This is a genomic window from Nocardioides sp. F233, from assembly GCF_057813895.1.
In genome coordinates this window covers 500,888-513,040 of sequence record NZ_JBVASH010000004.1, presented here as the reverse complement: position 1 = coordinate 513,040, position 12,153 = coordinate 500,888, and the positions used below count along the sequence as shown (strand labels likewise).

The 12,153-nt window shown below is 74.4% G+C and carries 12 protein-coding genes; 2 read left to right on the top strand and 10 right to left on the bottom strand.

The window, feature by feature from the left end; genetic code table 11:
• Positions 1–5: 5 nt before the first annotated feature.
• The 4 genes from ACZYRU_RS18425 to ACZYRU_RS18410 all read right to left on the bottom strand — a co-directional run bounded on the left by ACZYRU_RS18425 (position 6) and on the right by ACZYRU_RS18410 (position 3,585).
• Positions 6–977: a ComEA family DNA-binding protein gene (locus ACZYRU_RS18425; protein WP_488958542.1), complete on the bottom strand. Its 972-nt coding sequence runs from the start codon at positions 975–977 to the stop codon at positions 6–8.
• Between the two features lie 142 nt (positions 978–1,119).
• Positions 1,120–1,986 (bottom strand): DegV family protein, encoded by an 867-nt coding sequence (locus ACZYRU_RS18420; protein WP_488958541.1) that lies wholly within the window; start codon positions 1,984–1,986, stop codon positions 1,120–1,122.
• Positions 1,987–1,996: 10 nt separating this feature from the next.
• Positions 1,997–3,427, bottom strand: coding sequence for a cytosine permease (locus ACZYRU_RS18415; RefSeq protein ID WP_488958540.1), 1,431 nt, complete (start codon positions 3,425–3,427; stop codon positions 1,997–1,999).
• Positions 3,424–3,585, bottom strand: coding sequence for a hypothetical protein (locus ACZYRU_RS18410; RefSeq protein ID WP_488958539.1), 162 nt, complete (start codon positions 3,583–3,585; stop codon positions 3,424–3,426). The genes ACZYRU_RS18415 and ACZYRU_RS18410 overlap by 4 nt, the downstream gene beginning before the upstream one ends.
• A 110-nt stretch (positions 3,586–3,695) precedes the next feature.
• On the opposite strand from ACZYRU_RS18410, the gene ACZYRU_RS18405 reads away from it, so the two are divergent.
• Positions 3,696–5,045 (top strand): flavin monoamine oxidase family protein, encoded by a 1,350-nt coding sequence (locus tag ACZYRU_RS18405; RefSeq protein ID WP_488958538.1) that lies wholly within the window; start codon positions 3,696–3,698, stop codon positions 5,043–5,045.
• Positions 5,046–5,054: 9 nt separating this feature from the next.
• Here the strand turns inward: ACZYRU_RS18405 and ACZYRU_RS18400 are convergent, their stop codons facing one another.
• On the bottom strand, positions 5,055–5,663 hold the full coding sequence (locus ACZYRU_RS18400; RefSeq protein ID WP_488958537.1) for a TetR/AcrR family transcriptional regulator: 609 nt from the start codon (positions 5,661–5,663) through the stop codon (positions 5,055–5,057).
• An 84-nt stretch (positions 5,664–5,747) separates the two neighbouring features.
• Here ACZYRU_RS18400 and ACZYRU_RS18395 point away from each other — a divergent pair, with 84 nt between their 5' ends.
• The gene (locus ACZYRU_RS18395) at positions 5,748–6,008 is read left to right on the top strand and encodes a hypothetical protein (protein ID WP_488958536.1); all 261 of its coding nucleotides are present in this window, start codon (positions 5,748–5,750) and stop codon (positions 6,006–6,008) included.
• Here ACZYRU_RS18395 and ACZYRU_RS18390 read toward each other — a convergent pair.
• Genes ACZYRU_RS18390 through ACZYRU_RS18370 form a run of 5 tightly spaced genes read right to left on the bottom strand, consistent with a single transcriptional unit; the run spans position 5,996 to position 12,147 of the window.
• Positions 5,996–7,027 (bottom strand): NAD(P)/FAD-dependent oxidoreductase, encoded by a 1,032-nt coding sequence (locus ACZYRU_RS18390; protein ID WP_488958535.1) that lies wholly within the window; start codon positions 7,025–7,027, stop codon positions 5,996–5,998. The two genes, ACZYRU_RS18395 and ACZYRU_RS18390, sit on opposite strands and share 13 nt — an antisense overlap.
• Positions 7,028–7,035: 8 nt before the next feature.
• Complete coding sequence (locus ACZYRU_RS18385; RefSeq protein WP_488958534.1) at positions 7,036–7,914, bottom strand: DMT family transporter; 879 nt, start codon at positions 7,912–7,914, stop codon at positions 7,036–7,038.
• A gap of 20 nt (positions 7,915–7,934) precedes the next feature.
• Positions 7,935–9,347, bottom strand: a complete 1,413-nt coding sequence (locus tag ACZYRU_RS18380) for an aldehyde dehydrogenase family protein (RefSeq protein WP_488958533.1) — start codon at positions 9,345–9,347, stop codon at positions 7,935–7,937.
• The gene (locus ACZYRU_RS18375; RefSeq protein ID WP_488958532.1) at positions 9,344–10,534 is read right to left on the bottom strand and encodes a Glu/Leu/Phe/Val dehydrogenase dimerization domain-containing protein; all 1,191 of its coding nucleotides are present in this window, start codon (positions 10,532–10,534) and stop codon (positions 9,344–9,346) included. The genes ACZYRU_RS18380 and ACZYRU_RS18375 overlap by 4 nt, the downstream gene beginning before the upstream one ends.
• On the bottom strand, positions 10,531–12,147 hold the full coding sequence (locus tag ACZYRU_RS18370) for a 5-guanidino-2-oxopentanoate decarboxylase (RefSeq protein ID WP_488958531.1): 1,617 nt from the start codon (positions 12,145–12,147) through the stop codon (positions 10,531–10,533). Before ACZYRU_RS18370 ends, ACZYRU_RS18375 begins: the two co-directional genes overlap by 4 nt.
• Positions 12,148–12,153 lie beyond the last annotated feature (6 nt).

Below are 12,153 nucleotides of genomic sequence, written 5' to 3'. Positions count from 1 at the left end.
CACGGTCACACCGTCACGTGGGGCGTGATCTGCTCGAGCGTCTTCTGTCCGATCCCGTCGACCTCGAGCAGCTCGTCGACGCTGGTGAAGCCACCGTGGGCGTCGCGCCAGGCGATGATCGACTGGGCCGTGACCGGGCCGACCTGGGGCAGTGACTCCAGCTCGGTCTGCCCGGCGGTGTTGAGGTCGACCAGCGGGCCGGCCCCTGCGCCGGGCCCGGTGGCACCACCCGCCGTGGCCGGTGGTTGGGCCGGTCCCCCGACCACGATCTGCTCGCCGTCGACCAGCACCCGGGCCAGGTTGAGCGGGGTCAGGTCGACGCCCTTGCGGGCGCCGCCGGCGGCTGCCAGCGCGTCGGTGACCCGCGCCCCCGCATCGAGTACGACGATCCCCGGCCGGCGTACCTTGCCCGCCACGTCGACCGTGACGGTCCCCGGGTTGGCGGCCGGCGCGCCCGCAGCACCGGAAGCGGAGGGGACCGTCGCCGGCGGACCGGTGGGCGTGGTCGCCACCAGCGGAGCGGTCGGCTCGGCGGCGACCGGCGACAGCGACTCGGGGCGGTCGCGCAGCACCCACCAGGTGGTGACGGCCAGGCCGAGGGCGACGGCCAGCGCGACCACGGCGACCTGGGGCACTCCGAGCGTGGGGAGCCGGTCCGTGAGCGGGGCAAGCGCGGCCCGCGGGTCGGGCCGCGGTCGTCGTCGGCGGGCGGCGTGGCGCCCCGGCTCGGGCAGCGCAGGAGCCTCGGGCGCGGCCGGCCCTCGCGCCACCTGGGGCACCAGGGCCAGCGACGGCCGGGCGTCCGGCTGGTCGGCCACCCGGGTGTGGTCGGCCCACCAGGGCTCGGCCGGATCCGCCGCAGCGCCGGAAGGTGCCGCCGGCGCGACGCCCAGGTCGGCCGCGATCAGCGCCAGCCGGCGCGCTGCGGCATCGGCGGCGGGCGGGTCGGAGCGGGCGGCGGAGCGGCGTACGGACATGGCGGCACGCTAGGTCCGACCTCCGGTCATCGAGCCGCCGGAGCGAGCCCGCCTGGGGATGAGCACCAGCCCGTACCCCGCCTGTGGACAGCCGACGTCCCCGCCCGCAACCAGAGTGACGCCAGAGGGACGCCCGGGCGGCTCAGAGGACGGGCGCCACGCAGATGGCCAGCATGCCCGGACCGACGTGCGCACCGAGCACCCCGCCGAGCTCGACGCAGCGCACGACCTCCCCCGAGCACGCCGGCACGACCTGGTCGCCCAGCACCTCGGCGAGCCGCACGGCCATCGCCGACGCCCGTTCCTCGGCGGCCAGGTGCGCGACGCAGACCTCGACCCGGGCCTCCCCCGCAGCCTCGACGGCGAGCGCCTCGAGGCGGGCGATCGCCTTGGCAGCGGTGCGGACCTTGGCCTGCGGCGAGATCACGCCGTCGACGATGCCGAGCAACGGCTTGACCGCGAGCGCGCCCCCGAACACCGCGGCAGCGGCACCGACCCGGCCACCGCGGCGGAGGTACTCCAGGGTGTTGACGTAGAACAGCGAGGTCGCGCCCGCGGCCCGGACCCGCGCCGCCTCGGCGGCCTCGGCGGCCGTACCGCCACGAGCGATGACGTCGAGGGCCGACTCGACGGCGTACCCCGTCGCCACCCCGACCTGCCGGGTGTCGACGCAGGTCACCGGGACCGGCGACTGGCGGGAGCCGACGAGCGCGGACTCGAAGGTTCCGCTGACCTCGGCGGAGAGGTGGATGGAGACGATCTCGGTGGCGCCCTCGGCCGCGAGGCGCGCGTACAGCTCGGCGAACACCGTCGGCGCGGGCCGCGAGGTGCTGACGGCGTGCTTCCCCTTCAGCGCGACGGCGAGCCGCTCGGGAGTGACCTCCTCGGCGCCCTCGTCGTAGACGTCGTCGTCGATGACCACCTGCAGTGGTACGACGTGCACCCCGCTGGCCTCCGCGACCTCGGCCGGGACGGTCGAGGTGGAGTCGGTGACCACGACGATCGACATGCCGCAGAGGTTATCGGTACCCGCCCCAGTCCGCCCGGCGCGTGAGCACCAGTCGCGTCCCCACCCAGTGGACCACCGCGGCGACCGCGAACGCCGGGAGCGAGGCCGTGAGGTGGCGGAACCACCCCGCGGGCTCGTAGGTGACCGGGTTGAGCAGCAGCGCGTAGGTGAGGGCGCCGAGCACGACGGCCACCAGGGCGACCGGGTTCCAACCGCGCAGGAAGCCGTAGCGCGACTCGGCGTGCGGCAGGTGCAGCGCGCGCACGTCGAGCACCTGGTGACGGAGCACGAAGAAGTCGACGACCTGGACCGCGCAGAGCGGCGCGACGACGATCGCGCCCCACGACACGAACCGCGCGTAGTTGTCGTAGACCGCCTCGGGGAAGAACACCAGCACGGCAGCCGGCGCGAGGATGATCGCGGCGAGCAGCGACCACGACACCCGACGTACGGCGCCGCCGCCACCACCCTTGATCGCGACCAGCGCCGCGTAGCTCTGCGCGACCACGCTGGTCACGTTCGCCATGCCGACGAACGCCAGGGCCAGCACGCCGAGCAGGGCGCCGCCGAGCGGGACCATCCACAGCGTCGGGTCCTCCGAGCCGAGGGCCAGCGCGGCGAACACACCGACGATGGCCGCGATCACCGAGGCGAGGAAGAGACCGATCGCGTTGGGCCAGAAGGCACTGCGGGTGGTGCGGGTGAGCCGGGCAAGGTTGCCGACGTTGGGCCACCAGGCGAAGCCGCCGGCGATGTTGAGCTCCACGGCGAGCATGAAGTCGAGGTGGCTGTCTCCCCACGGGTCGAGGGCGGGCGTGGCGGCGAGCTCGGTCCAGCTGGTCCGGGTGAACACCAGCGCCAGCATGACCAGCGTGACCACCACGAGCCCGGGCGCGACGAACCGGTTGACCAGCTCGATCGAGCGCGGGCCACGCGCGACGATCGCCCAGGAGGCCGAGAGGGCCACGACCGCGAGCACGCTGACGACGCCGGCGCCCGAGGAGATCTCCGTGTCGAGGACCTGGTTGGCCACGTTGGCCAGCGCGTGCCCGCACATGATCGCCAGCACGGCGGACCAGGCGGCGGCGAGCAGCGCGGACATCACGACCATCAGCACCCGGGCGCCGCGCTCCCCCAGCACGCTGCGCATGGAGACGAACTGCTCGACGCCGTACCTCCCGCAGGGCAGGCACGGAGCGAGCGAGACGAGCAGGACGCTGATCCCGTAGCCGATCACGATGCTCGCGATCGCCTGCTTCGCGCCGACGTAGTAGGCGACCGCGCCGCCCTGCAGGAACGCCCAGGTCGCGATCGCGAGGCCGATGTTGACCGAGGAGTAGTCCCAGAACCCCCAGATCCGTTCCCGGCGCAGCAGCGGCAGCTCGTTGAGCGTGGCGTCCTGGTCCGGCGCCGCCGCCGGCGCCTGCGCGGCGGCGCTCACAGGGCCCACCACAGCAGGGCGACGGTGATCAGGGCGAGGCCCACGACCGCGGCGACCAGGTCCAGCAGCGGCAGCGGCGGCAACGCCGCCTCGGCTCCCCCGGGGTCCTCGATCAGGGCCAGCCGGTTCTCGAGCTCGGCGCGCGTCGCGTCGTCCATCCGATCCTCCTGAAGTCTTGACTGAACAGTCAGTCAGGATAGGATCAGTGACACCGCTCACACCTGTCAAGAGCCGTTCTGCAACCGAGCAACCAGCAATGGAGGACCGCATGGAGCACGTCGACGTCGCGATCGTCGGGGCCGGGTACGCCGGCCTCGCCGCCGCCCTGGAGCTGACCGCCACCGGTCTGGAGGTGGTCGTCCTCGAGGCCACGGAGCGGGTTGGGGGCCGGGTCTGGACCCGCGAGGAGGACGGTGTCCCGGTCGACCACGGCGGACAGTGGGTCGGGCCCGCGCAGACCGCAATCCTGCGCTGGGCGGACCGGTTCGGGTGCGCCCGCTTCCCGACGTACGACGCCGGCACGCACCTCGAGCTGTGGCCCGGTTCGGCTCCGCTCCCCCACACCAGTGGCGAGCACCCGGCCGAGCACGACTCCGCCGGGTACGACGACCTGGTGGCCCGCGTCGACGCCCTCGCCACGCAGGTCGACCCCGAGCACCCCGAGGCCTGCCCGGACCTCGCGGCGTGGGACTCCCGGACGTTCGAGGACTGGCTGCGGGCAGAGGCCCCCTCCCCCGACGCCCACCGGCGGATGCGCCTGGTGATCCAGGGGCTGTGGGCCTGCGAGCCGCGCGACGTCTCGCTGTTCCACGTGCTGTTCTACGTCGCGGCCGGGGGCGGGCTCGACCCGCTGCTCGGGACGACCGGCGGCGCCCAGGACAGCCGCTTCGTCGACGGCGCCGACGGTCCCGCCCGCGCCGCGGCGGCCTCGCTGGGCGAGGCCGTCCGGCTCGGGGCGGCCGTCACCGCGGTCGCGTGGGGCGACGGCGGCGTCACCCTCACCACGACCACCGGAACCGTCTGTGCCCGCCGCGCGATCGTCACCGGGACGCCGCCCGCGCAGGCCCGGATCGCCTTCTCACCGCTGCTCCCGACGCCGCGTCGGCGATGGCTGGCGCGCAGCCCGATGGGCGACGTCGCCAAGGTGCACGTCACCTACGACCGGCCGTTCTGGCGCGAGCGCGGGCTGTCCGGCCAGGTCACGACGTACGACGGCAGCGCGGTCGCCTACACCTTCGACAGCTCCCCTGCCGACGAGTCCTGCGGCGTCATCGCCGCCTTCGTCTATGCCGACCACTACCGCGCCTGGTCGGTGCAGTCGCCCGAGGCGCGGCGCAAGGCGGTCCTCGACGCGCTCACCGCACTCGGCCCGGAGGCCGGCGAGCCGACGGGCTACCTCGAGCGGCGGTGGCCGGAGGAGCTGTGGGCGGAGGGCGCCTATGCCGCCGTACCGACCCCGGGAACGTGGCACGCACACGCCGCCGGCCGCCGGGACGCCGTCGGACCGCTGCACTGGGCCGGCACCGAGACCGCCGGCGTGGGGAACGGCTACATCGACGGCGCGATCCGCTCGGGCGAGCGGGTCGCCGCGGAGGTCCTGATCGCGCTGCGCGAGTGAGGCCCCTGCTCAGCCGATCCCCAGCAGCGCCGGGTCGCACCCCAGCTCGAGCGCGGCCGCGGCGAGCCACAGGTCCGGGACGGCGTCGACGGGGACCTCTCGGTCGCCCAGCGTCGCCGCGACCGAGAGCCCGTCGAGCATCGCCGCGAGGCGGATCGTCGAGATCCGCGACGACGCGGTGGTGAAGGCCCCCTCCCGCACACCCTGCTCGACGACGTCGAGCAGCACCGCGCGCCACCTGGCCTCGAGGGTCGTGCACAGCGTGGCGGTCGCCGGGTCGCGCAGCGCGCGGACCCAGAACTCCATCCACAGCGTCCAGGCGGAGATCACGCTCGCCGCGTCGCCGGAGCGCTCCACCAGCAGCCGGAGCCGCTCGACCGCCGGCCGTCCGGACGAGGACTCCTCCTCGAGGCTGCGGTAGTAGCGGTCCTCGGACTCGGTCATCGCCGCAGCGATCACGCCGTCGAGGGTCGTGAAGTGGTAGAGGAGCAGACCCGAGCTGACCCCTGCCCGGCGGGCGATCTCCTGGGTCCGGGTCCTGGCGAGGCCGCGGTCACGGATCACGTCGAGGGTCGCGTCGATGATGCGTTGCCGTCGCGACTCGGCGTCCACCGCCATGTCCCCTCCTCGGTCGTCCCCGGGGGGCCCGGGTGCCGCCGATGCTAGGGCATGTCCTGGAGGAACCTGCCTACAGTCGGGCGCATGACGACGATCAAGGCGCAGCCCGACGACACCACGCTGCTCGTGTTCGACGGTCAGGTGCTGGAGATGTTCGGGCGCGTCGACGCCCACCGCATCCACATCTGGCAGCGCCCCCGTCTCGAGATCCTCGACGGCAAGCGCCCGAAGGCGCGGATCCACTGCGGGATCGGCGCGGAGCACACCTTCCCGTACGACGCCCACCGGCGCGCAGAGCTCGAGGCCCTCGCCGCGGCCCTCGCGGCGGCTGCCTATCCGGGCTGACGCGCGAGCCGCTCCGCCGCCTCCACGGCGAGTGCCGGAGCCATCTGGATGCCGTACCCGGCCTGGCCGACGAACCAGAACAGCCCTTCGACGTCGTCGTCGTAGCGCGCGACCGGGTTGCCGTCGGGGGCGAAGGTGCGCAGCCCGGCCCAGGCGGTGCGCACGCTGCGCAGCCCGAGCACGGTCGCCTCGTTGACCGCCTCGATGGTGCGGGCGATCTCGAGCTCGTCGGGCTTCGGGTCGCCGGGGGCGTGCGGCTCGGCGTCCTCCGGCGAGCAGAGCGCGAGCTCGCCCTCGGCCTTGACGTACCAGCCTCCTTCGATGTCGCAGGTGAACGGCATCCCCGCCAGGGGTACGGCGGCCGGCGAGCCGAAGATGGTGCGCCGGCGGGCCTCGAGGCCGACGCCCGCCGAGCCGAGGAGGCGGCCGACCTCGTCGCCCCAGGCACCCGCGGCGACCACGACCACGGGAGCCGACAGCACCTCACCCGAGGCCAGCGAGAGCCGCCACAGCCCGGCCTCCCGGACCGCGCCGGTCACCCGGGCGCGGAGGCGCACCTCTCCCCCACCGGCGCGCAGCGCGCGCACATAACCCTGGTGCAGACCGGCCACGTCGAGCTCGCAGGCCGTGTCGTCGATGACGGCGACGCTGGTCCAGCCCGGTCGCAGCAACGGGTTGAGCCGCTCCGCCTCTGCAGGGTCGAGGACCACGCCGGGAATGTCGGCGGCGGACGCCGGCGAGGCGTCCGGCCCGCCGACGTACAGGCAGGGAAGCGGGGTCAGCAACGGGCCGGCGACGTCGATCGCCGGGTCCTCGAGGAAGTGACGGCTGGCCAAGGTGAGGCGGCGCACCTCGGGCGGACCGTAGCCGCCGATCCAGGTCGCGGCGGAGCGGCCGGTGGTGTGCCGTGCGAGCTCGTGCTCGGCCTCGAGCACGCAGACGGTACGCCCGCGGGCGGCGAGCTCGTGGCCGATCGAGGCGCCGGCGATGCCGCCGCCGACGACGATGACGTCGGGCATGGGTTCTCCTAGGCGTGGGAGGTCGGGGGTTCGGGGAGCGGCTCGGCGGCCGGGCGGTCGACGATCATGAGCATCGCCGCGAGGACGAGCACGCCGCCGCCGAGCGTGCGCGGGCCGAGCGTCTCGTGCCAGAGCAGGGCGCCGAAGACGGCGGCCCACACGGGTTCGAGGACCATCAGCACGGCGGCCTGCCCGGAGTCGAGGTGCCCCTGCGCCCAGGTCTGCACGAGCAGAGTGACGGTGCCGGCGACCACGGCGAGGTAGGCGAAGGTCGGCAGGTCCGCGCGTCCCGGCAGGGTCAGCCCGTCGGCCGCGCCCACCGCGGTCAGCAGCACGCCCATGGTGGCGAGCTGGAGGAAGGTGACCGCGAACGCCTCGCCCGGCCGGGCCCAGCGTCCGAGAGCGAGGATGTGCACGGCGTACAGCAACGCGGCGAGCAGCGTCATCGCCTCGCCGGGGCCGAAGGCCCAGCCCCGCAGGGACATCACGGCGACTCCCGCGGTCGCGACGGCCACCGCCAACCAGGTGGTCAGGTCGACGCCTCGCCCCGGCAGCGTGGCGGCGAGGAGCGGCGTGAACACGACGTACATCGCGACCACGAAGGCCGACACCGTCGGCGCGGTGTGGGCCAGGCCGTGGAACTGCAACAGCTGCGCGGCGGCGTACAGCGTGCCGAGGCCGGTCCCGACCTTCAGCGTGTGCGGCGTCATGCCGCGCAGCAGCCGCGGGCAGACGGCGAGCAGCACCGTGGCGGCGACCAGGTAGCGCGGTCCGAGGTAGTCGGCGACGGGCAGGCGCGCGATCAGGTCCTTGGACAGGCCGAAGGTCGAGCCCCACACGGCGGTGACCGCGACCAGCGCAAGAGCAGCGGCACGAGGGGTGCTCACCCCGTCGACGGCGACGGCCGTCACTGCTGGACCGACTTGGTCTCGAGGAACTCCTCGATCCCGAAGCGCCCGAGCTCGCGACCGTTCCCCGAGCGCCCGTAGCCGCCGAAGGGGGCGGCCGGGTTGAACGCGGCACCGTTGACGTCGACCTGACCGGTGCGCAGCCGGCGCGCGATCCCCCGTGCCCGCGCGGGATCCGCGGACCACACGCCCCCGTGCAGGCCGTACACCGTCGCATTGGCCATCGCGACGGCCTCGTCGTCCGAGCCGAAGGCTTGGACGGTGAGGACCGGTCCGAAGACCTCCTCGCGCACCACCTCGGCGTCGGGAGCGACACCCGACAGCACGGTGGCGGCGTGGAAGTGCCCGACCGCCACGGGCCGGGCCGAGCCGCCGGCGACCAGCCGTGCCCCCGCGGCGACCGCCCTGTCGACGAAACCCGCGACCATGGCGCGCTGGGCGGCCGAGACGACCGGCCCCAGCCAGGTCCGCTCGTCGAGCGGGTCGCCGAGCACCAGGTCGGCGACGGCAGCCGCCGCGATCTCCTCGGCCTCGCCGACGCGGGCCGCCGGCACCAGCAGCCGCGACCAGGCGCTGCAGGTCTGCCCGGAGTTGAGCATCGCCGCGTGCACGGTCCCGGTCACGGCTGCGACGAGGGCGGCGTCGTCGAGCACGATGCTGGCGGACTTGCCGCCGAGCTCGAGGCAGACCCGCTTGACCGTCGGCGCCGCGAGCGCGGTGATCCGCGCACCGACGCCGGTCGATCCGGTGAAGGACACGACGTCGACGTCCGGGTGCGTGACCATCGCCTCCCCCACGACCGAGCCCGCGCCGGGGATCAGGTTGAGGACGCCCGCAGGAAGGCCCGCACGTTCGGCGGCCTCGACCAGCAGGTACGCCGACAACGGAGTCAGCTCGGCCGGCTTGAGGACGACGGTGCAGCCCGCCACCAGCGCGCCGCCGAGCTTCGCGAGCACCTGGTAGAAGGGGTAGTTCCACGGCGTGATGCAGGCCGCGACGCCTGCGGCTTCGCGCAGCACGAGGGAGCTGCCGGCCTGTTCCTCCCAGGCGACGTCCTTCGACGCGTCGAGGTAGCCCCGCAGCACGGCGAGACCGAGGTCGACGTGCGCCTCGCGTGCGATCGCGACCGGCGCGCCGACCTCGGCCACCGTGGTCGCGACCAGCTCGGCGTACGCGGCCCGCAGCTCGTCGTACCACCGCTCCAGGACCGCGACCCGGTCCGCCACCGGCAGCCCCGACCACGCCGAGAACACAGCCCGCGCGGAGGAGACGGCGTCGTCGACGTCACGCGAGCCGCCCTCGGCGACCCGCGCGATCACCTGCTCCGTCGCTGGGTTCTCGACCTCGCGGGTCCCTCCGTCGTGGGGAGCCTGCCAGCGACCACCGATGAACAGGCAACCCCGCGTCGTCACCCCGTGACCCCGAACCGCTCCCGCAGGGCGTCGGAGTTGCGGGCGGTGAGCTCGAGCGCGCACTCCCGCAGGGTCCGGCCGGACGCGTCGGCGGTGTCGCCGACCTCGGTGAGGAGGCGACGCATGACCGTGCGGACCTTGTCGTACGACGACTCCGCGGTCGGCGCGACGTCGCCGAACACGACCCACCACCACCAGGCGTTGGTCATCACGTTGGCCAGGAAGTCCGGTACGACGGGGATCCCGCGCGCGACGAGGGCCACCTCGGCCTCGGGAAGGGTCGGCATGTTGGCGCCCTCGACGACGATGCGGGCCTGGATCCGGTCGACGTCGTCGGCCGAGATGACGTAGGACATCGCGGCCGGCACGAGCAGGTCGCACGGCACGTCGAGCCAGGCGTCACGGTCGCCGAGCTCGACGCCCTCGGGCAGGCTGTCGCGCGCGATCACGCCGAGGCCGTCGCGGGCGGCGAGCAGCGCCTCGACGTCGAGACCGCGGTCGTCGCGGATCAGGCCGTCGCGATCGGCGACGGCGATCACCTTGACGCCCGCCTCGGCCAGGTAGCGCGCCGCCGCACCGCCGATGGAGCCGAATCCCTGCACCACGGCCGTGGCCTCGCCGGCGGCGATCGCCTGACGCTCGGCGGCGACGAGGGCGGCCTGCGCGACGCCGTACCCCCCGACGAGGTCGCCGAGCGAGATGCCGCCGACCATGTCGGCGAAGGCCGTCGCGAGGCGCTCGCGGGCCGCGGGTGCGTCGTCGAGGGTGGCGAACACGGCCTCGACGGTCGAGGGCAGGCCGAGGTCGGCGACGACCTTGTCGATCGTCTCCTGGCGCAGGCCGAAGTCCTCACCGGTGTTCCACTGCTCGCGCACGACGGGCAGGACGGCCGCGAGGAAGCGGTGCAGCACCTCGGTGGCCTGCGGGTCGGCCGGGTCGATGTCGATGCCGCCCTTGCCGCCTCCGAGGGGCAGGTAGCGGTCGGCCGGGTCGTAGACCAGCGCCTCCTTGCGGGTCATGCCCTGCGCGAGGCCGCGCACCTCGGCCAGCGAGCAGCCCTCGCGCAGGCGCAGGCCGCCGCTGGCCAGGCCGCGCACGAGGGTGTCGATCACGACGTACCCCTTGCGGCCGGTGACCGGGTCGGTCCAGGTGATCTCCAGCAGGCTGTCACGACCGGGGGTGGTCATCGGGCTCCTCCTTCACGGGGCATGCGGACGTGGATCACGGTGGGTCGGTCGGCGACGAGGGCGTCGCGGACCGCAGTGGTGAGGTCGGCGGGCGTGCCGTCCGCACCGAGGTCGACGGTGACGCCGAGGCAGCCGACCGACCGGCCGAGAGCCGCGAAGTCGGGTGCCGGGAAGCTCACCGCGTGGACCGGGTCGCCGCGCTCGGCCATCTCGTTGCGGATCTCGCCGTAACCGGAGTTGTCGACCACCACGACGGGCAGCGCGATCCGCAGCTCGGCGGCCGTCGCGAGCTCGGCGACGGTGAACATGACACCGCCGTCGCCCAGCATCGCCACGACGGGCCGGTCCGGGTTGCCGACCTTGGCGCCGATGCCGGCGGGCAGGCCGAAGCCGAGCGTGCCGTAGCCCGTCGGGAACAGGTACGACGCCGGGGTGTGCGTGGCCAGGTTCGCGAGGGTGCCGAGGTAGCAGGCCATCGCGTTGTCGGTCGCCATCACCACGTCGCGCGGTACGGCGGCCGCGAGCGCCGCGACCACGTCGAGCCACTCGGCGCCCTCGGCCTGCGCGTCCTTGGCCTTGCGCTCCCGCCAGGCACCGGCGTCCGGCCGGGCCGGCTCGCCGGCACCGAGAGCACCGAGAGCACCGAGAGCACCGAGCAGCGCGTCGATCGCGAGCGCCGCGTCGCCGAGCACGGCGACCGTCGGCGTGGCGTTGGTGACCATGCCGACCGGGTCGACGTCGACGCGCACGAGCTTGCCGGCGACCGGCAGGGCGCCGTACCAGAGGTCGGCGGGGGCGAGCTCGGTGCCGATCGCGACGACGACGTCGGACTCCTCGACGAGCGCCTTGACGGCCGGCAGGTGGATGCCGGCGCCCAGGGCGAGCGGGTGGTCCTCGGGCAGCACGCCCTTGCCGTTGGTGGTCGAGACGACGAGCGCACCGAGGCGCTCGGCGAGTGCCCGCACCTGCGCGGCAGCACTCCGGGCTCCGCCGCCGACGAGCAGCACCGGAGAAGCGGCCGACGCGAGCATCGCCGCAGCAGCGGCGACCGAGGCCTCCGGAGCCGGCGCCGGAGCGGCGACGACCGGTGCGACCACCGAGACCTCGGCGGTCTCCTCCAGCACGTCGAGCGGGACCTCGAGGTGCACCGGGCGCGGCCGGCCGGACGACATGATCGAGAACGCCTGGGCGACGGCGGTCGGGATCTCGGCGACGCTGGTCGGGCGCAGGCTGGCGGCGGCCACGGCGGCCATCGCGGCCTGCTGGTCCCGGGTCTCGTGCAGCAGGCCGTTGCCGGTCGCCGGGTGCCGCAGCGGCAGGCCCGGCGACACGACGAGGACCGGGATCGAGTCCGAGTACGCCTGCCCGACCGCGGTCGCGGCGTTGAGCAGGGCAGGTCCGCTGGTGACGATCGCGACGCCGACGCGGCCGGTGGTGCGGGCGTAGCCGTCGGCGGCGTACCCGGCGCCCTGCTCGTGGCGGGTGCTGACGTGCCGCACGCCGTGGGCCGGCAGGTGCTTGTAGATCTCGAGGTTGTGGGTGCCGGGGATGCCGAAGGCGACGTCGACACCGTGCGCGGCCAGGGCGGCGACGAGCGCTTCCCCTCCTGTCATCAGCGC